This window comes from Bradyrhizobium sp. 195, assembly GCF_023101665.1.
GTDB lineage: Bacteria > Pseudomonadota > Alphaproteobacteria > Rhizobiales > Xanthobacteraceae > Bradyrhizobium.
This window is the reverse complement of the sequence record NZ_CP082161.1, coordinates 4,016,989-4,035,183: the sequence shown is the minus strand read 5'-3', so window position 1 is coordinate 4,035,183 and position 18,195 is coordinate 4,016,989. Positions and strand designations below refer to the sequence as shown.

General features: G+C 64.2%; 14 protein-coding genes and 1 pseudogene. 8 read left to right on the top strand and 7 right to left on the bottom strand.

From position 1 onward, the window contains the following. Nucleotides 1-3 precede the first annotated feature (3 nt). From IVB26_RS18420 to IVB26_RS18405, 4 genes are all read left to right on the top strand, one after another. Entirely contained in the window at nucleotides 4-2,229 is a 2,226-nt protein-coding gene (locus IVB26_RS18420; RefSeq protein ID WP_247972945.1) for a DUF5682 family protein, read from the top strand. Next, nucleotides 2,226-3,407, top strand: a complete 1,182-nt coding sequence (locus tag IVB26_RS18415; protein WP_247972944.1) for a VWA domain-containing protein — start codon at nucleotides 2,226-2,228, stop codon at nucleotides 3,405-3,407. The genes IVB26_RS18420 and IVB26_RS18415 overlap by 4 nt, the downstream gene beginning before the upstream one ends. Before the next feature lie 64 nt (nucleotides 3,408-3,471). After that, nucleotides 3,472-4,344, top strand: coding sequence for a bifunctional helix-turn-helix transcriptional regulator/GNAT family N-acetyltransferase (locus IVB26_RS18410; RefSeq protein ID WP_247972943.1), 873 nt, complete (start codon nucleotides 3,472-3,474; stop codon nucleotides 4,342-4,344). A gap of 56 nt (nucleotides 4,345-4,400) precedes the next feature. Beyond that, on the top strand, nucleotides 4,401-4,787 hold the full coding sequence (locus tag IVB26_RS18405) for an ester cyclase (protein WP_247972942.1): 387 nt from the start codon (nucleotides 4,401-4,403) through the stop codon (nucleotides 4,785-4,787). A gap of 21 nt (nucleotides 4,788-4,808) precedes the next feature. Here IVB26_RS18405 and IVB26_RS18400 read toward each other — a convergent pair whose 3' ends face one another. From IVB26_RS18400 to IVB26_RS18390, 3 genes are all read right to left on the bottom strand, one after another. After that, the gene (locus IVB26_RS18400) at nucleotides 4,809-6,029 is read right to left on the bottom strand and encodes an MFS transporter (RefSeq protein ID WP_247972941.1); all 1,221 of its coding nucleotides are present in this window, start codon (nucleotides 6,027-6,029) and stop codon (nucleotides 4,809-4,811) included. Nucleotides 6,030-6,303: 274 nt separating this feature from the next. Beyond that, a complete protein-coding gene (locus tag IVB26_RS18395) occupies nucleotides 6,304-6,885 on the bottom strand; it encodes a DUF308 domain-containing protein (RefSeq protein WP_247972940.1) in 582 nt (193 codons plus the stop codon). An 84-nt stretch (nucleotides 6,886-6,969) separates the two neighbouring features. Continuing rightward, a complete protein-coding gene (locus tag IVB26_RS18390; protein ID WP_247972939.1) occupies nucleotides 6,970-7,554 on the bottom strand; it encodes a TetR/AcrR family transcriptional regulator in 585 nt (194 codons plus the stop codon). Nucleotides 7,555-7,630: 76 nt separating this feature from the next. Here IVB26_RS18390 and IVB26_RS18385 point away from each other — a divergent pair, with 76 nt between their 5' ends. Continuing rightward, the gene (locus IVB26_RS18385) at nucleotides 7,631-8,128 is read left to right on the top strand and encodes a peptide deformylase (RefSeq protein WP_247972938.1); all 498 of its coding nucleotides are present in this window, start codon (nucleotides 7,631-7,633) and stop codon (nucleotides 8,126-8,128) included. Between the two features lie 183 nt (nucleotides 8,129-8,311). On the opposite strand, the gene IVB26_RS18380 is transcribed toward IVB26_RS18385, so the two are convergent. Next, the gene (locus IVB26_RS18380; protein WP_247972937.1) at nucleotides 8,312-8,965 is read right to left on the bottom strand and encodes a hydrolase; all 654 of its coding nucleotides are present in this window, start codon (nucleotides 8,963-8,965) and stop codon (nucleotides 8,312-8,314) included. A gap of 152 nt (nucleotides 8,966-9,117) precedes the next feature. On the opposite strand from IVB26_RS18380, the gene IVB26_RS18375 reads away from it, so the two are divergent. Continuing rightward, nucleotides 9,118-9,999 (top strand): LysR family transcriptional regulator, encoded by an 882-nt coding sequence (locus IVB26_RS18375; protein ID WP_247972936.1) that lies wholly within the window; start codon nucleotides 9,118-9,120, stop codon nucleotides 9,997-9,999. 33 nt (nucleotides 10,000-10,032) lie between these two features. Here the strand turns inward: IVB26_RS18375 and IVB26_RS18370 are convergent, their stop codons facing one another. Further along, nucleotides 10,033-10,395, bottom strand: coding sequence for an ArsR/SmtB family transcription factor (locus IVB26_RS18370; protein ID WP_247972935.1), 363 nt, complete (start codon nucleotides 10,393-10,395; stop codon nucleotides 10,033-10,035). Beyond that, entirely contained in the window at nucleotides 10,395-11,057 is a 663-nt protein-coding gene (locus IVB26_RS18365) for an SRPBCC family protein (protein WP_247972934.1), read from the bottom strand. The genes IVB26_RS18370 and IVB26_RS18365 overlap by 1 nt, the downstream gene beginning before the upstream one ends. 167 nt (nucleotides 11,058-11,224) lie before the next feature. On the opposite strand from IVB26_RS18365, the gene IVB26_RS18360 reads away from it, so the two are divergent. Further along, complete coding sequence (locus IVB26_RS18360; RefSeq protein WP_247972933.1) at nucleotides 11,225-11,575, top strand: cupin domain-containing protein; 351 nt, start codon at nucleotides 11,225-11,227, stop codon at nucleotides 11,573-11,575. 201 nt (nucleotides 11,576-11,776) lie between these two features. Here the strand turns inward: IVB26_RS18360 and IVB26_RS18355 are convergent. Further along, nucleotides 11,777-11,974, bottom strand: a pseudogene (locus IVB26_RS18355) (6-aminohexanoate hydrolase); the annotation flags it as partial. A gap of 540 nt (nucleotides 11,975-12,514) precedes the next feature. On the opposite strand from IVB26_RS18355, the gene IVB26_RS18350 reads away from it, so the two are divergent. After that, nucleotides 12,515-17,857, top strand: coding sequence for a DUF4082 domain-containing protein (locus tag IVB26_RS18350; RefSeq protein WP_247972932.1), 5,343 nt, complete (start codon nucleotides 12,515-12,517; stop codon nucleotides 17,855-17,857). The last annotated feature ends 338 nt before the right edge of the window (nucleotides 17,858-18,195 follow it).

The following is an 18,195-nucleotide window of genomic DNA, read 5'->3' as shown; positions in this document are numbered from 1 at the left end:
CCGATGGCAGGCCAGGTCTCCCTCTTCGGCATCCGGCATCACGGCCCCGGCTCCGCCCGGCGGCTGGTGGAGGCGCTCGACGCGCTGAAGCCGGTCGCGGTGTTGATCGAGGGCCCGGCGGACGCATCCGAGCTGCTGCCGATGCTCGCCGACCCAGATATGGTGACGCCGGTGGCGCTGCTCACCTATGCCGAGGACGATCCGGCAAACGCCAGCTTCTTTCCCTTTGCCGACTATTCGCCGGAATACCAGGCCGCACGCTGGGCGGCGCGCCACGGCGCGATGTTGCGCTTCATCGACCTGCCGGCATCCGACCGGCTGGGCACCTCCGCCGCCGACATCGCGGAGGAAATTGCAGCGAGGGCCGACGCCGATCCGGTCAGCCACGATCCGATCGGCGCGCTCGCCACTGCCGCCGGCTATGACGATGGCGAATCCTGGTGGTCCGACGTCATCGAGGAGAATCCCGCAACGGGCCCGATCTTCGCGGCCGTCGCCGATGCGATGACGGCGCTGCGCGCGGACGAAAAATCGCTATCGGCCCGCGAGGCGGCGCGCGAAGCGCATATGCGGATCGAGATCGCGAAGGCGGCAAAGGAATGCGATGGCCCTGTCGCGGTCGTCTGCGGCGCCTGGCACGTGCCGGCGCTCACCGAGCGCCGCAGCCTTGCCGCCGATCGCGAATTGCTCAAGGGCCGGCCGAAGACGAAGATCAAGGCGACCTGGGCGCCGTGGACGGCGCCGCGCCTGTCGCGCGCCAGCGGCTATGGCGCAGGCGTGGTGGCTCCGGGATGGTGTGCACATGTCTGGGACACGCGCGAGCGTGATCGCGCCGCCGAGTGGCTCGCCAAGGTAACACGCGTGCTGCGCGATCGCGGCCACTTCGTATCGACCGCATCGGTGATCGAGGCCCAGCGCCTGGGCACGGCACTCGCGGCGTTGCGCGGCCGCCCCGCGCCGGGTTTCGCAGAGCTGCGCGAGGCGGCGATCGCCTGTCTGTGCAACGGCGAGCGCGCGATGTGGGACGACATTTCGGCCGAGCTCCTGATCGGCGCGGGTGTCGGCGCAATCCCGGCGTCGACACCGCTCGCGCCGCTGCTCGAAGATCTCCAGCGGCAGCAGAAAGCGACGCGGCTCAAGCCGGAGGCACTCGAGCGGCCGCTGACACTCGATCTGCGCAGCGAAAGCGGCTTGATGCGCTCGACGCTGCTGCATCGGCTGAACGCGCTCGATGTGCCCTGGGGACGGCTGATGGATGCCGGCCGCAGCCGCGGGACGTTTCGCGAGAATTGGCAGCTGCGCTGGGAGCCGGAATTCGCGGTCAGGCTCGTGGAAAATCTCCTGTACGGATCGACCATCTCGGAAGCCGCCGGCGGGCGCCTGATCGAAGCGATGGGCAAGGAAGCCGAGCTTGGTCCACTCGCGAGCCTGGTGCGCAACGCCATGATCGCCGACCTGTCTCGCGCCACCGAGTTCGGTATTGATGCGCTGGAAACCAAGGCGGCGCTGACGAGCGACGGTCCATCACTCCTGGCCGCACTGCCGCCGATGGCCGACATCCTGCGCTATGGCGAGGCCCGCACCGGCACGGTCGAGCATCTGGCGGCGCTGATGCCGCGCATCGTGGTGCAGGCGGCCCTCGCCCTGCCCTATGCTGCGCGCAATCTGGACGGGCCCGCGGCGGCCAAGCTGCGCAGTGCGCTCCTCGCAGCCGACGCCGCGATTCAGCTCGCTCAGATCGAGACCGATATCGTGGCGAGTTGGCGCAATGCGCTGAGCGCGCTGATGGACGACGTTCAGGCGACCCGGCTGATCGCCGGCACCGCGGCGCGGCTGCTCTACGAGGCCGAGCTTTTGACCGCCGATCATGCGGCGGACCTGCTGACACGGATGCTCTCGCCCGGCACGCCGGTCGCAGAAGCGGCCGGCTTCTTCGAAGGCTTTTTCGAGGGCGCCGGCCAGCGCCTGATCCACGATGCGACGCTGCGCGGCGCGGTCGACGCCTGGTTGATGACGCTGGACGGGGACGCCTTCACTGCCAGCCTGCCACTGTTCCGTCGCGTCTTCACGGCGCTGGACCGCACCGAGCGCCGGCGATTGATGGACGCGCTGTTCGCGCGGGGCAGCGATGGCGCGAAGGGCTACCGTCTGATTGCAGGCGCAGGAGAGATCTGGCCGGAGCATCAGGCCCGCGTGCTCGAGCTCCTCAAATCGGGAGCGGCGCGATGAGCGAGGCCGACGAACGCAGCCGCCGCTGGACGCTCGCCCTCGGCGTCGACGCCGAAGGCGCCGAAAGCAGCCCTGGCCTGTCCGCCAGCGACCGCCGCATGTCCGAGGCGCTGACGGCGCTCTATGGCGACGGCGACGACGCACCGAAGAAGGGCCGCGGCGGGCTCGGCGGCTCGGCGCCGCGCGTTGCAAAATGGCTGGGTGATATCAGGGAGTTCTTCCCCGCGCCGGTGGTGCAGGTGATCCAGAAGGACGCCTTCGAGCGCAAGGGCTTGCGCCAGATGCTGATCGAGCCCGAATTCCTTGCTACGGTCGAGGCGGATGTGAGCCTGATCGCCGACCTGGTCGCGCTCCGCGGCGTGATGCCGGAGAAGACCAAGGACACCGCGCGCATCGTGATCGTCAAGGTGGTGGCCGAGCTGATGGAGCGGCTCGAGCGGCGCACGGCGGATGCGGTCCGCGGCGCCCTGAACCGCTCGCTGCGCACCAACCGTCCGCGCTTTGCCGACATCGACTGGCCGCGCACCATCAAGGCCAATCTGCGCCATTACCAGCCGGAGCATCGCACCGTGGTGCCCGAACGGCTGATCGGATTCCTGCGCCAGCAGCGGCGCATTGTCGATCTCGACGAGGTGATCCTGTGCGTCGACCAGTCGGGGTCGATGGCGACCTCCGTCGTCTATGCCTCGATCTTCGCGGCGGTGATGGCCTCGCTGCCGGTGGTCGCGACCAAGCTCGTCTGTTTCGACACCGCGATCGTAGACCTGACCGAGGAGCTCGCCGATCCCGTTGAGGTGCTGTTCGGCGTCCAGCTTGGCGGCGGCACCGACATCAATCGCGCCGTCGCTTATTGCGAGGAGCGCATCGAACGGCCGGCGAGAGCGCATCTGATCCTGATCACCGACCTCTATGAGGGCGGCAATGCGGATGAGCTGGTCGACCGGCTGGCGCGGCTCGCAACGCGCGGGATCAACGTGATCGTGCTGCTGGCGCTGACAGACACCGGCCACCCCTCCTACAATCCCGCGCTGTCCGCCAAGGTCGCAAATCTGGGTATCCCCGTCTTCGCCTGCACGCCGGATCAATTCCCGGACCTGATGGCGACCGCGCTGAAGCGAGAAGACGTCGCCGGTTGGGCCGCCGACCAGGACATCAAGCTGATCCGGCCGGAGACGTAGGCATTCTGCTCGATCGGCTCTCGCGCGATTGACAGACGAGGATATCTGACTAAAGTCAGACATCATGCTCGATCCCGTCTCCCGCGTCCGCCGCTTCAATCGCGCCGTCACCTCTGCAGTCGGTGCACTCGATACCTCGTTCCTTGGACGCGGGCGGCCGCTGGGCGCGGCGCGGGTGCTCAATGCGATCGGACATGGGCGCTCGGACGTAGCGGAGATCCGCGATTACCTCGGACTCGATTCCGGGCTGATGAGCCGGCTGCTCCGCAGCCTCGAGGACGAAGGGCTGATCGAGACCGCCGCGCATGAGGACGATGCCCGCCGCCGGGTCGCAACGTTGACGCGTGCGGGGCGGCGCGAGTTCGCGGCCTATGAGGCGCTGTCCAATGCGCAGGCCGACGGCTTCCTCGCGCAACATTCACAACGCGAGGCGCTGCTGGCGGCGATGGACCTGATCGCCTCCACCCTTACGCGCGAGCGAATTGCGCTCGACGAGATGGATCCGCGATGCGAGGAAGCGCGTCACTGCCTCGGCGAGTACTATGCCGAGCTCGGCCGCCGCTTCAAGCAGGGCTTCGACGTCTCGCTGTCGCGCGACCCCGACGCCAAGGACATGCGCCGGCCGCGCGGCACCTTCATCGTTGCGATGTCGGACACGCTGCCGATCGGCTGCGTCGGCTTGAAGGGCACCGATCACGGCTACGCCGAGATCAAGCGTCTCTGGGTCGCACCCGCCGCGCGCGGATTGCGGCTCGGCCGGCGCCTGATGGACGCAACCGAGGATGCTGCGCGCAAGCTCGGCATCACGCTGCTGCGGCTCGATACCAACAGCGCCCTGCCCGAAGCCGGCCAACTCTACCGCACCACGGGTTGGCGCGAGATTTCGCGCTACAACGACGACCCCTACCCGGACCTGTTCTTTGAAAAGCGGCTGTGAGGTGGACCGGTTCGCGATGTCAGTGCGTTAGGATCGAAGCCGCAGGGAGCTTCGATATGTCCACAGACGGTCTCGCCGACACCTACCGCAGCTACATCGCCTGCCTGAACCGGCAGGACTGGGCGGCACTCGGACAATACGTGCATAACGAGGTTGCTCACAACGCCCGGCCGCTCGGCCTGTCAGGCTATCGCGCGATGCTGGAGCAGGATTTTCGCGACATTCCGGACCTGCGCTTTGACATCGAGCTGATGATGTCGGATCCGCCGGGGATCGCTGCGCGACTGAAGTTCGATTGCACGCCGGTCGGGTCGTTCCTGGGACTTGCCGTCAACGGGAAGCGCGTGTCCTTCGCCGAGCACGTGTTCTACGCGTTCCAGGATGGAAAGGTCCGGCAGGTCTGGTCAGTGATCGACAAGGCGACGATCGAGGCGCAACTCTGACGCTGCGCCTCGATCTCGACTTCACGCCGCGACGGGTGCCGCTTGCCCTTGCGGCTTCGCGAAGGGGCGGAATGTCATCGCCATCAGGAACGCGCCCAGGCCCATCGCCCACGAGGCAATGTAGAGCCAGGCGTAGCTGGAGAACGCATCGTAGATCAGTCCGCCGGCAAGCGGGCCGGTGGCCATGCCGAGGCTGCCGGCCATCGCGGTGCCGCCGATCACCGTGCCCATCATGCGCAGCGGAAAGTTTTCGCGAATGAGAACGGCGTAGAGCGGCATTGTGCCGGCATAGATGAAGCCGAAGACGGCCCCGACGGCGTAGAATGTTGCGAGCTGATGCGCGAAGACATAAGCGAGCGCACCGAACGCCTGGAGCAGCAGGCCCGAGACCAGTACGCGCTTGGCGCCGAACCGGTCACCCATCAGGCCGAAGGCGATGCGTCCGCCGAGGCCGGCAAACCCCTCGATGCTGTAGATCGTCACCGCCGCGACCAGCGGAATGCCGCAGCTGATCGCATAGCTGACGGTGTGGATGATCGGACCGGAATGGGTGGCGCAGCAGAAGAAATTGGTCGCGAGCAGGATCAGGAATTGCGGCGAGCGTAGCGCCTCGCCTCTCGACATCTCGCTCTGCCCGGCCCCCGCGCCCATCGGCGCGGCCGCAGCCTGCACCAGCGCCGGCGGACGGCGCACCAGGAACGAGATCGGGATCATGATGGCGCCGACCACCAGCGCCATGATCTGCATCGAGGTGCGCCAGTCGTGGCCGGAGACGAGCCAGGCCGCGAGCGGCGCCATCGTCATCGGCGCCATGCCCATGCCGGCCGACACCAGCGACACGGCGAGACTGCGCTGAGTCTCGAACCAGCCGGTGACGGCTGCCATCATCGGCGCGAAGATCGCCGCGCAGGACGCGCCGGTCAGAAGGCCGAACACGACCTGGAACGCTAGAAGCGAGGTCGCATGGCTCGCGGCGAACAGGCTGAGCGACAGCACGGCCGATCCCGTCAGCACCACCGGCAGCGGCCCGAACCGGTCCGACAGTGTGCCCCAGACCATGCTCGTGAACGCCATCGCCAGAAAGCCGATCGTCATCGCGCTGGAAATGCCCGTCACCGACCAGCCGGTGTCCTTGGCGATCGGCTGCAGGAACACCGGCAGGGAAAACATGCCGCCGATGGCGACGCAGCCGAGCAGGCCTCCGGCGGCGACGATCACCCAGCGATAGGGGGATTGAGTCATTTTGGTCTCCCGAGATGATCTTGTCTGACTGGAAGACGAATGGGAACTGCGGTGGCCGACAAGGCCAGGCAAGTTTTTGCAGACCCGGCCAACGCAAATCGCGAAAACAACCCCATGCACAGTAGCCGGCCTCTGCGCGATCAAGGACTTAACGGGCGGACGAGATGAGCCTCCGGCGGCCCGCGATAACAACCACGATTTGACTCGTCGGGCAAAACGCGAGCGTCGCGGCGTCATCCCGCCAATCCAGTTCACTGTTGCGTGACGTCCGCGATCAAGGCTCGCCGGCTGCGCTGCGGCGCCACGTGCTGACCGTGAGCCAGACCGCCGAGACCAGGAAATAGAGCGCGCCGACCGCAGCATAGCCCGCGACGTTCGCGATCGACGGAGCCGCAGGCATGGTGGCCTGGAAGATGAAGAAGCCACCTGCCAGTGCCGACTGGCCGCCGCTGAGCACCATGGCCCATTGTGCACCGAAAAGCTTCCAGCGCCGCACCGCCGTGCCGAGCTGGAGCAACCCGGACAGGATTGCCCACGCCCCGAAGATTCCGAGCACCCAGTTCATGCTCACCTGCAAGGCCAGCACGACCGCGATGGTGGTCGCAAGGCTGACCAGCACGTTCAGGCCCTGCGTGCGATTCTGGTTCAATCCGCCGCTGCAGAGCGCGTCGTGATAATTGGCCGCGGCGTCCCATGCCGGATACGCGACCAGCAGTGTTGCAGCGACGACCGCCGACGGCGCGATCCCAAAGGCCGCAATGACCCAGGCGACGGAAAACGCGGCCCGCAGGAAATAATACTGCTTCAGCCATTGCGCATGATCGGCGATGTCCGAAGTGATCTCACGATTTCTCATTGTCTTCTCCTTACCTACTAGTTGGTAGATCGTAATGCAAAAGTCGACGCAGGCGTCCTCGCGCCCTGGGTCGCGCCTTGTCCTTCAGTGTCTGGTGGAGAGCCGATCGAGCAGCGGCCGGGTGATGGTCCCGAACGTCCTGGGATCGCCATAGGCGCGCGCCGACAGCATCGCGCCGTGAACGGTCGCCATGAATCCTTCGGCCTCGACCTTAGCAGTGCTGGAAAGATGCAGCCGTCCCTTCCGCTTGCCGCGCTCCAGCACCGATGTCAGCCACGACGCCAGGAAACGGAAATGCGCGCGGACCTCCAGCGCCACCTCTTCGGGGAGGATCGGAAGCTCGCTGGCAAGCAGCGCGCAGACGCAGAAGGGTGCGGTCGCGTCCGTGATGCATGCCTCCCAATAGGCGACATAGTTTTCGAGCTGGTCGCGCGGATCCGGGATGTTGCGCTCGAGTGCCGCCAGTCCCGCCTGCGCCTCCTCGCGATAGCGCGACACCAGGGTGCGGACCAGGTCGACCTTGCTGGCGAAATGATGGTGGATGCTCGGCTTGCGAATGCCGACCACGTCGGCGATGTCGGCATAACTAAACCCGTTATAGCCGCCGGCAATGATCAGCGAGCGTGCGCAGGCCAGGATGTCGTCGGCGGTCGAGGAAACGTTGCTCATGCACGCTAGCTACCTTCCAGTTGGTAGGTTCGTCAAGAAGGGATGCTTCAATGATCCGTGAATGCTAGGAGCCTGCATGACCATTCGCCCCATCGTCCGATACCCCGACCGCCGGCTCGCGTTGCCGGCCCGCCCCGTCACCGCGTTCGACGACGACTTGCGCGAGCTTGCGGTGGACCTGCTGGAGACGATGCGCGCCGCGCCCGGGATCGGCATCACCGCGCCGCATATCGGCGTCCCCTTGCGCGTCGTCGTGCTCGAGCTCGACGCCAAGGAGGGCCCCCTCACCTACGTCAACCCGGTCATTGAATGGGCCTCACCCGAGATGATCATGCACCGCGAAGGCAGCGTCTCGATGCCCGGGGTCAACGACGAGGTGCAGCGCCACGCGCGCGTGCGCATCAGCTATCACGATCTAGACGGCAACACGCGCACCGAGGAGTCGGACGCCTTGCGCGCCGTGTGTCACCAGCACGAGATCGACCAGCTCGACGGCATGTTCTGGATCCAGCGGCTGTCACGGCTCAAGCGCGAGCGGCTGGTGAAGAAGTACGAGAAGATGTCGCGACCTTAAGGGAATCAGCGAAGCGCATCCGCCATCCGCCCGCGCCGGAGCAAGACGGATGGGCTACGCCAGCGGCCTGCGCTTTCGCGCGGCCGCTGGCAACCCATGTGTTTTCTTTGGGAGGGTGTGACGAGCTTTCCAAATGCAACTGCTCTTTCAGAGCGAGGCGATCGGACCCTTCACACGCTCAGATCATCGGGCCTTGCCGGGGACAGGCGTGTTGAGCAGCTGCTGCTCCCACAGATACGCGATGCCGCTCCCGCCGGCATGCTGGGTGATCACCTCCGTCAGCGCGGCAGCTTGATCGGTCCGAGCCCAGTCGCGCTGCCATTCGGCCGCCAGCGCCAGCCAGGTCATCATATTCGCGCCCGCCGCGATCATGCGCTGAATCGCGACCTCGTGGGCCTCCACCGAAACGGCGCCAGAGGCGTCGGTGATCACAGTTACATCCCAGCCTTCGCCGAGAGCCTGAATCGCCGGCATCGCAACGCAAATTTCGGTCCACAGGCCAGCAATGACGAGCTGCTTGCGGCCCGTTGCCTTGACTGCGTTCACCACCTTTCGATCCTCCCAGGTGTTGATGAACGTCCGGTCAAACACTTCCTGGCCGGGGAAAACGTCCGTGATCTGAGGGAAAAGGAGACCACCCCGCTCAGCGACCACGGTGGTCAGGATCGTGGGGACGCCGAAGGCCTTGGCGGCCTTGGCCAGACCGGTTGTATTGTTGATCACCATCTGAGGTTCGTGGCTGTTCACGTTCGCGAGCTGGTACGGCTGGTGGTCGATCAGAACGAGCGCCGAGTCTTCGGGACGAAGAAGCGAAGCAAGGCCGTTACGAAAAGTCATCGTTGCATCCTTTACTGCCGTTGTGAGCGGCACTGGTTTTTCCGAGACGTACGCCAGCAGCGACGTAGCCCGGCACCGAGATTGGTGTTCGCGAATGCGATACGGTAGTGTCGTGCCGCGGCACGCTGTGTCGCGGAATGAGGAACGCCGAGTTGGATATCGAAGACATCAGGACGTTCGTCGAAATCGCCGACGCCGGGGGAATTTCGGCCGCCGCGCTCCGGCTGGGCGTCGCCAAATCGATCGTCAGTCGTCGGCTTCTCCGGCTTGAAGCGGAACTTGGCGTCCAACTTCTTGCGAGAACGACCCGCGGGGCTGCGCTCACGGAGGCCGGCGTCACGTTTCGAGACCATGCAGCCAGAGTCTGCGCCGAGATCGATGCCGCGAGGGAGGCAGTTCTACCCGCCGGAGAGTTGCGCGGACGCTTGCGAGTTGCGGTGCCATTTACTTTCGGCCCGACCCACTTCGCTCCCATCCTTGCGGAAATGGCGCGGCGTCATCCCCATCTTCAGATCCACACCTGTTACAGCGATCGCTTCGTTGATCTGATCGCTGAAGGATATGATTGCGCGATACGGCTTGGCTATCTTCCGGACTCCAATCTGATCGCAAGACGCGTTGGACCCATACATGGGAAGCTTGTCGCGAGCCCGGACTACATCAAGGCCCATGGGTCGCCCGAATCGCCGGAGGAACTCGTTTCCCATGAGGCCCTCATGCAGGGCACCGAAGTGTGGCAACTCATGGATGGCGACAAGCTCCTCACGGTGCGCCCGCAGGGTCGCTTCAAGGCCGACAACGGCACAGCCCTCGTTTTCGCTGCAACGGCAGGACTCGGGATCGCCTATCTTCCCGACAGCCTCACCCATGAATACGTAGCCTCCGGCGCGCTGGTGCCGGTCATGACACGATATCCCCCGTCTCCGGCGGGTGCCTATGTGGTCCGCCCGCCGGGCCAGCATCCCGCACGGAAGATACGGGTCCTCACCGAATTGCTGATTGAGTATTGCGAGCCGGCTCTGCATCCCGCGTAACCTCGCTCCCTCACGGCCAAGTTCGCAATTTCATCAAGCCCTCTTCCCGCTCCGCTTGGTGATGGGGGCGTTGCGACGCTCGCGCTTGCCGCGCGCGATCTCGGTTGCCAGCGCGTCCAGCTTGGGCTCCCAGAAATTCCGGAACTGCCCGATCCACGAATCCACCGCGCGAAGCCCGGCAACGTCGACCGAATAAAGGCGCCTTTGCGCCTCCGCCCGAACGTTGGCAAAGCCGCTCTCTCGCAACACCTTGAGGTGCTGCGAGACCGCCGCCTGGGTGATCCCGAACTCGGCCCCGATCACCTCGACCACCTCGCCGGACGCCATTTCGTTTTGGCCGAGCAGTTCGAGGATGCGGCGGCGCACGGGATCGGCGAGGACCTCGAAGACGTGCATCAGCTTCCTGTGCCGGGATGAGCGATGTCGGGCGGCATCTCGCCGCGATAGAATGCGATGGTGCGGTCCGAGCGCTGCTTGGCCGCATCAGGATCGACCCCGCTCGCGACGTGCGCCGCCCGCCAAGACTCGCCGCTGGTCGTCATGAAGTCCTTGCCCTCCGGCGAGCCCATCCAAGCCTCGGCCGTCTCGTGGTCGACCGATGCTCCCGTCGCAACATATCGCTCCAGTCCCGCAAGAGCGAGGTCCCAACCGATCCCCACCGCACCCGGGCCGAACTGATTCCAATGATCCTCGATGATCGCGGTGTGCTCAAGCGTCAAACGCGCCTGGCTGCGTTCTGCTGCCAGCCCGACGTCGATCCAGCTGATCGCGCCGCCGAATTCCCATGTTGCCGCAAAATGCGTCGGCGGCGTGCACGCCGTGATGGTGCCGCCCGCATTGCCCTTGAGCTGGTACCTCCCGCCAAGCTGGAGGTCTCCCTCGACCGGCAAGAACCAGCGCGGAATGCGCTCGCTGCTGGTCACGGCGTCCCAGAGATCCTCGACGCTGGTGTCGTAGAGCCGCGTCAATGTCACTGCGCTCGCAGGTTTCCCGTCTTTCTCGAAGTTCTTCACCGAGCGCGTCACAAGCCCCAGGACCCTGGCGACATCGATCTGCATTGCGTTCCTCATTATCGTTGGCGCAAGGATGAATATCGGCTAACACTAATATAAGTCAATTCTAATATTCAGACGCGTTGCTGCGTCAAACCGCCTCGCGGCGTGAACAAAACACCCGCTCAGGCGTCTATCCGTCCCCACCCCGCCTGGCCAGACGGAGGGCTTTCATGGAAGTTCGCAAAATCGCCATCGCCGACGCATCGTTCGAACGCTCGCCGGGACAGGATGGCGAGATCTTCGCCGCCAATGTCATCGACCAGCGCCACGGCGGCCCGGTCACGATCGGCTTCGGCCGCTACGCGCCGAACCAGAGCCTGGACGAAAAGCTCACCGTCGACGACGTCATGCTGGTCCTGGAAGGAAAGCTCTCGGTCACGAGTAGCGGCAACACCGTCACCGCAGGTCCCGGCGAGATCGTCTACATGCCGAAGGGCGAAACGGTCACCATCCGCTCGCACGAGCAAGGCGCGGTCACCGCTTACGTCACCTATCCGCATTGGAAGGAGGCGCGTGAGTGAAGCGCGAGCGCACGAGATGGGCGTCGCTGGCGGGGCTCGACCGATCTTGCGGTTTGGGCACACTGTCGTCGTCCGGCTCGACCGGGCGACCCAGTACGCCGCGGCCCCTCGGCTCATCACGATCGCCTCTGGAATACTGGATCGCCCGATCAAGTCGGGCGATGACAGCGAGGGTAAGGCGCGAGGTCGCGTTTCGAAACCCTACCCGCCCCCCATCAGCGCCTTCGCCAGCGCCATGTAGGCCGGCAGCGTCACGGGATCGTTGGCGGCGTTGCCCGCCATGGGATGCGAGGCGTAGCGCGCGATCACCATCTCGCACCTGGGATCGATGTAGATGCCCTGGCCGTGAACGCCGCGCGCCATATAGGCGCCGTGGGCGTTGTGGCTGACCCACCATTGTCTTCAGGCACGAGAGACACTGAGGCCGGGTGCGGGAAAACCGCCCGCCCGGATCTGTGAGGGCAAAGCAGAATGGCCGAGCTACTCGACCACGATCGGTTGGCGCCACGGTTTTGCTGCCTGCCCGTCCGTTCCAGTATCGCTCTTTCCCGCTTGATGCTGAGTTATAAAAACGAATTGAGCCGGACGGGTCGTACCGGTCCTCCCCTGGTCATATCGGCAGGTTGCGTAGGTGCGACTTCATGTCGCGCAACCAATCATCGTGCGGGTCTCATCGCAATGCGTTCGACGAGCGTGGCCAATCATATGGCCGCGTGGTAGAGCCGCAGTCGCGACGTTGGAAAATCCAAAGCATTCACAACAATCATGAGTGACACAAACCGGATCGCCGCTTGAATTCACCAGGTGTATTCAGCAAGCGGCATCTTTCGTCAGGACTGCTGTCGCACAGCAATTTGGGGCACATCCCGCTCACTTTACACATTGCGCAGAACGGAGCTAACTTGTTCGGTTAAAGAATTGATAGTGCGGGAGAGCGTTATGGCGGCAGGCGTCGTTTCTCTCAGCGGTACATCAACTCAGAATCAAGCTTTGGCAGCAAACGTCACGGATGTCGATGGCGTCGCGGTGGGCGCACTCATCGCTTACCAGTGGCAGCAGTCCGCCGACAATGGCGCGACTTGGACCGACATTGCGGGGGCAACCACAAGCTCCCTGATTTTGCAGCAGGCATATGTCGGCAGGCTCGTCCGGGCTGGCGTGAGCTACACGGATGCGGCGGGAAACGCCGAGCAAGACTTCAGCCCTGCCACCGCGTCCGTCGGCAACGTCAATGATGTGGGCGTAGCGAGCATCGTTGGCACGGCGGTTCAGGGGCAAACGCTGGCAGCGAGCGTCACCGATCTGGACGGATTGGCGAACGTGGCGATCAGTTATCGTTGGCAGCAGCTGATCAACGGAAACTGGAGCAACATTTCGCAAGCGACAGGGGCGACCTATACGCTGCAAGCCGCGCAAGCCGGCCGGCAGGTGCGGGTTCGCGTAACCTACACGGACCAACTGGGCGGGTCTGAGTCCAATCGGACGAGTTCCGCCACTCCCCTGATCGTCGCGACCAATCCTGCCGGCAACGATATCGGCATCGTGTCTTTGAGTGGCACTCCGACCCAGAACCAGGTCCTCGCTGCAAACGTGACCGATGTCGACGGTCTCCCGTCGGGGACTCTCATTGGCTACCAGTGGCAGCAGAGCTCGGATGGCGGCGCCACATGGAGCAATATCGCCGGTGCAACTGCTAAGGCGCTGACGCTTAGACAAACGCAGGTTTCGAAACAGGTCCGCGCCGTCGTCAGCTACAATGACGTTGCAGGCAACGTTGAGCAGGTCGCCAGCACGGCGACGACGGCGGTCACAAACGTCAACGATGTCGGCGTCGTGGCGATAACGGGGACGCCGGTCCCAGGCCAGACCTTACAGGCTAACATCACCGATCCCGACGGATATGCGAACGCTTCCATAACGTACCGCTGGCAGCAACTTATCAATGGCACTTGGAGCAACATCGCGAATGCCACCGGCGTCACATTGGTGCTGCAGTCCGCCCAGGTCGGTCGGCAAGTGCGGGTGATCGCCAGCTATACCGACCAGCTCGGCGGAGTGGAAACCGGCCGCACGAGCGCAGCCACGCCGCTGGTCGTGACCGCCAACAATCACCCGGGCGCAGTGAGCGTCAGCGGGACGCCCACGCAGAACCAGACGTTGACGGCGGCGGTGAGCGATACGGACGGCGTGCCGGCCATCATCGCCTATCAGTGGCAGCAGAGTACGAACGGCAGCAGCTGGACCAACATCAGCGGCGCGACGGCGGGCACGCTGGTCCTTGGGCAGCTCCAGGTCGGCAACTTCGTGCGTGTCACCGCCACGTATACGGACCTCCAGGGCAGCAGCGAGACTCCGTCGAGCCCCGCGACCGCCACGGCGGTGACCAACGTCAACGACGTCGGCAACGTCGCGATCAACGGCACGGCGACCCAGAACCAGGTTCTGACGGCCAGCGTCACCGATCCCGACGGCGCGCCGGCGACAATCAGCTGTACTTGGCAGAGCAGTCCTGACGGCAACATCTGGACCAATCTCGCCGTCACCGGATCGAGCCTCACGCTCGACAGCAGCCTCGTCGGCAAGCGGATAAGGGTCACTGCCGCCTACGTCGACCCGTTAGGCGGGAACGAGAACGTGACGAGCGCGGCAACGGCACCGGTTGCGGCGCTGAATTCCGGCCCCACGAGTCTCTTCACCACCCAGACGCCTTCTCAACCGAACTTCACCGATGGGCCGGGGGTGGATTGGGAGCTCGGGGTGCGCTTCACCAGCAGCAATCCCGGACAGATCCAGGCGATCCGCTACTACAAGTCCCCTAGCGAGACCGGCACGCATACCGGGTACATCTGGTCGGCCACCGGCCAGCAACTGGCGACGGTGACGTTCACGAACGAAGGCGGATCGGGCTGGCAGCAGCAGGCGCTCGCCGCGCCGCTGACCATCACCGCCGGCACGACCTATGTGGTCTCCGTCAACACCAACAGCTACTACGCCCTGACGTCGCAGGGCTTCGCATCACCCATCACCAATGGCGGGCTGAGCGCACCGGTCGGCGCCGGCGTCTACAACGAGACCAAGGGCGCCTTCCCGACCCTCGTCTATCAAAACGAGAACTATTTCCGGGACGTCGTGTTCGTGCCAGGGTCGTCAACCCCCAACAATCACCCGGGCGCAGTGAGCGTCAGCGGGACGCCCACGCAGAACCAGACGTTGACGGCGGCGGTGAGCGATGCGGACGGCGTGCCGGCCATCATCGCCTATCAGTGGCAGCAGAGTACGAACGGCAGCAGCTGGACCAACATCAGCGGCGCGACGGCGGGCACGCTGGTCCTTGGGCAGCTCCAGGTCGGCAACTTCGTGCGTGTCACCGCCACGTATACGGACCTCCAGGGCAGCAGCGAGACTCCGTCGAGCCCCGCGACCGCCACGGCGGTGACCAACGTCAACGACGTCGGCAACGTCGCGATCAACGGCACGGCGACCCAGAACCAGGTTCTGACGGCCAGCGTCACCGATCCCGACGGCGCGCCGGCGACAATCAGCTATACTTGGCAGAGCAGTCCTGACGGCAACATCTGGACCAATCTCGCCGTCACCGGATCGAGCCTCACGCTCGACAGCAGCCTCGTCGGCAAGCGGATAAGGGTCACTGCCGCCTACGTCGACCCGTTAGGCGGGAACGAGAACGTGACGAGCGCGGCAACGGCACCGGTTGCGGCGCTGAATTCCGGCCCCACGAGTCTCTTCACCACCCAGACGCCTTCTCAACCGAACTTCACCGATGGGCCGGGGGTGGATTGGGAGCTCGGGGTGCGCTTCACCAGCAGCAATCCCGGACAGATCCAGGCGATCCGCTACTACAAGTCCCCTAGCGAGACCGGCACGCATACCGGGTACATCTGGTCGGCCACCGGCCAGCAACTGGCGACGGTGACGTTCACGAACGAAGGCGGATCGGGCTGGCAGCAGCAGGCGCTCGCCGCGCCGCTGACCATCACCGCCGGCACGACCTATGTGGTCTCCGTCAACACCAACAGCTACTACGCCCTGACGTCGCAGGGCTTCGCATCACCCATCACCAACGGCGGGCTGAGCGCACCGGTCGGCGCCGGCGTCTACAACGAGACCAAGGGCGCCTTCCCGACCCTCGTCTATCAAAACGAGAACTATTTCCGGGACGTCGTGTTCGTGCCAGGCTCCATCACCTCGTTGGCCAACAATGCAACGATCTACGTCAGCGAAGCGGCCGGCACGGCAATCATCACCGTCGTACGCTCCGGCGATCTGCAATCTCAAGCGACTGTAGAGTATACGACGAATGAGATCGGCGGTAATGGGTCGGCGCAGGCTGGATTGGACTTCATCCAACCCGCGTTCAACGGTCGAGTGAACACGGGCCAGGTCGTCTTCGGACCTGGCGAAAGCAGCAAGAGCTTCACGATCCCGATCGTGAACGATGATCTCGTCGAGGGCAGCGAAACATTCGCCGTCGGCCTTCAGAATCCTGGTTCCGGCTCCCTCGGAGTCCCTCGTACGGTGCTCGTGACCATTGTCGATAACGATTCGCCCTCCACCATCTCCATGGCGGACGCGGCCTTGAGCGTTAGTGAAAACACAGCGTCAGCGATCCTCACGCTGCTGCGCAGCGGCAGTATCGATCAACCCGCCACGATCGTCTTCGCGACCAGCAACGGCAGCGCGCTCTCGGGAGCCGACTACGCGGCTTCATCAGGCACCATCACCTTCGCCGCTGGTCAGGTCACCCAGACCATCTCGGTCCCGATCATCAACGATACCTTCCCGGAAACCGACGAGAACTTCACCGTCACCCTGAGCAATCCAACGGGTGCGGCTCTTGGCGCCCAGGCGACCACCACCGTGAGCATCCTCGATAATGACAATCTCAATCTCGGCAGTTTGGTGCGCCAGACTGCAGTGACGGGGTTGAGCGAGCCAACGGCGATCGATTGGACTCCCGACGGCCGCTATATGCTGGTTGCGCAGAAGGGCGGTGTGGTGCGCGTGGTGGATAACGGCACACTGCGGCCGACGCCGCTCATCGACCTTTCCACCAGGATAAATACGGCCGGTGATCGCGGACTGCTGGGAATCGCGATCAACCCGAATTTCGCAGCCAGCCCCTACGTTTACCTGCTCTACACTTACGATCCGCCCGAGACGGCGGGCAAGACGGGTGCGGCGGCACCCGATCAGGACGGCAACCGCCCTTCTCGACTGGTGAGGGTGACGGTCAATCCTTCCACCATGATCGCCGATCCCGCGAGCGAGGTCGTGCTGTTGGGCAAGAACAGCATCTGGACCTATACGAGCCGTCCCGACGTAAACAGCAACGGCGATCCCACCATCCCGCCTTCCGGCATCGTCAATGGCACTACGATCACGGCTCCCGCCAGCCAGATCGAGGCTGGATTACAGGACAACGATCCGGACCGGGCAGGGATACAGAATCAGAACATTCGCGATTATCTCGCGACGGATGGCGATTCGCATTCCATCGGCGCCGTTCATTTTGGCCCCGATGGCTACCTCTACGTCACCGTGGGCGACGGCTCGTCATATAACTTCGCCGATCCTCGCGCTGTACGAGTTCAGGACATCCACAATCTCTCGGGCAAGCTGTTGCGCATCGATCCGACCACGGGCGAGGGAGTGCCCGGCAACCCCTACTACCAGGCCACCGATCCAAACAGCAACCAGTCGAAAGTGTTCGATTACGGTGTCCGCAATGCTTACCGCTTCAGCTTCGACCCAATCACCAACCTGCCCGTGCTCGGAGATGTGGGTTGGAGTACCTGGGAAGAGATCAATACCGGCCCGGCAGGGTCAAATTTCGGGTGGCCTTACCTGGAAGGCCCGGGCCCGACCGCCAGCTACCAAAACCTTTCGCAGGCGATCACCTTCTACAACAATGGGAACCGCAACAATGCGTCGGACCCACCTGCCGTATTTCCCATCTTGTCGCGCAGCCACGGCGCTCCGGACAATGCCGCCGCGATCACCGCGGGAGATTTCTACAATCAGAACACCATGATCTTCGACGATGTCCTCAATGGAAATATCTACGCTGCCACATTGAACGCGAGCCGACAGGTCACCAATGTCGCGTTGATCGATTCGGGCCTGTCAGGCATCGTCGACATCCAGAAGGGGCCCGACGGTTCGCTCTACGGTGCCGATGTGTACGATGGCACGATCCGGCGATGGGTGGACTCCTCGGCCGTCTCTGCGAGCGCGCTGGGTCTCGCGGCGCCGTCGTTCTGATCGGACAGCGACTAATTCAGCCTGCGGCCTACGCCGGATGCATACTGATGAATCCTCTCTTTCCTTTCAGAGGAAGTAATGAATGTTTGCGCGCGAAGGAAGCGTGAGACCGTGGTTTCCAACCGTAGCTTTCGTCGAGGCGCACAAAAACACGAGATATTGTAACGAGGTTGGGCGGAGCGGTGATCTGCAAACAATCTGTCTGCTTTGCCTTACCTGCAGGTGCTCGGAGCTGGAGCTTTGGACGCCCAACCCTTCCATACGATCAAGCACGCCACAGTACTCTGTCGGCCTAAACGCGGTGGATTCCTGACCTCGACGGCGATTAAGTCAGGCTC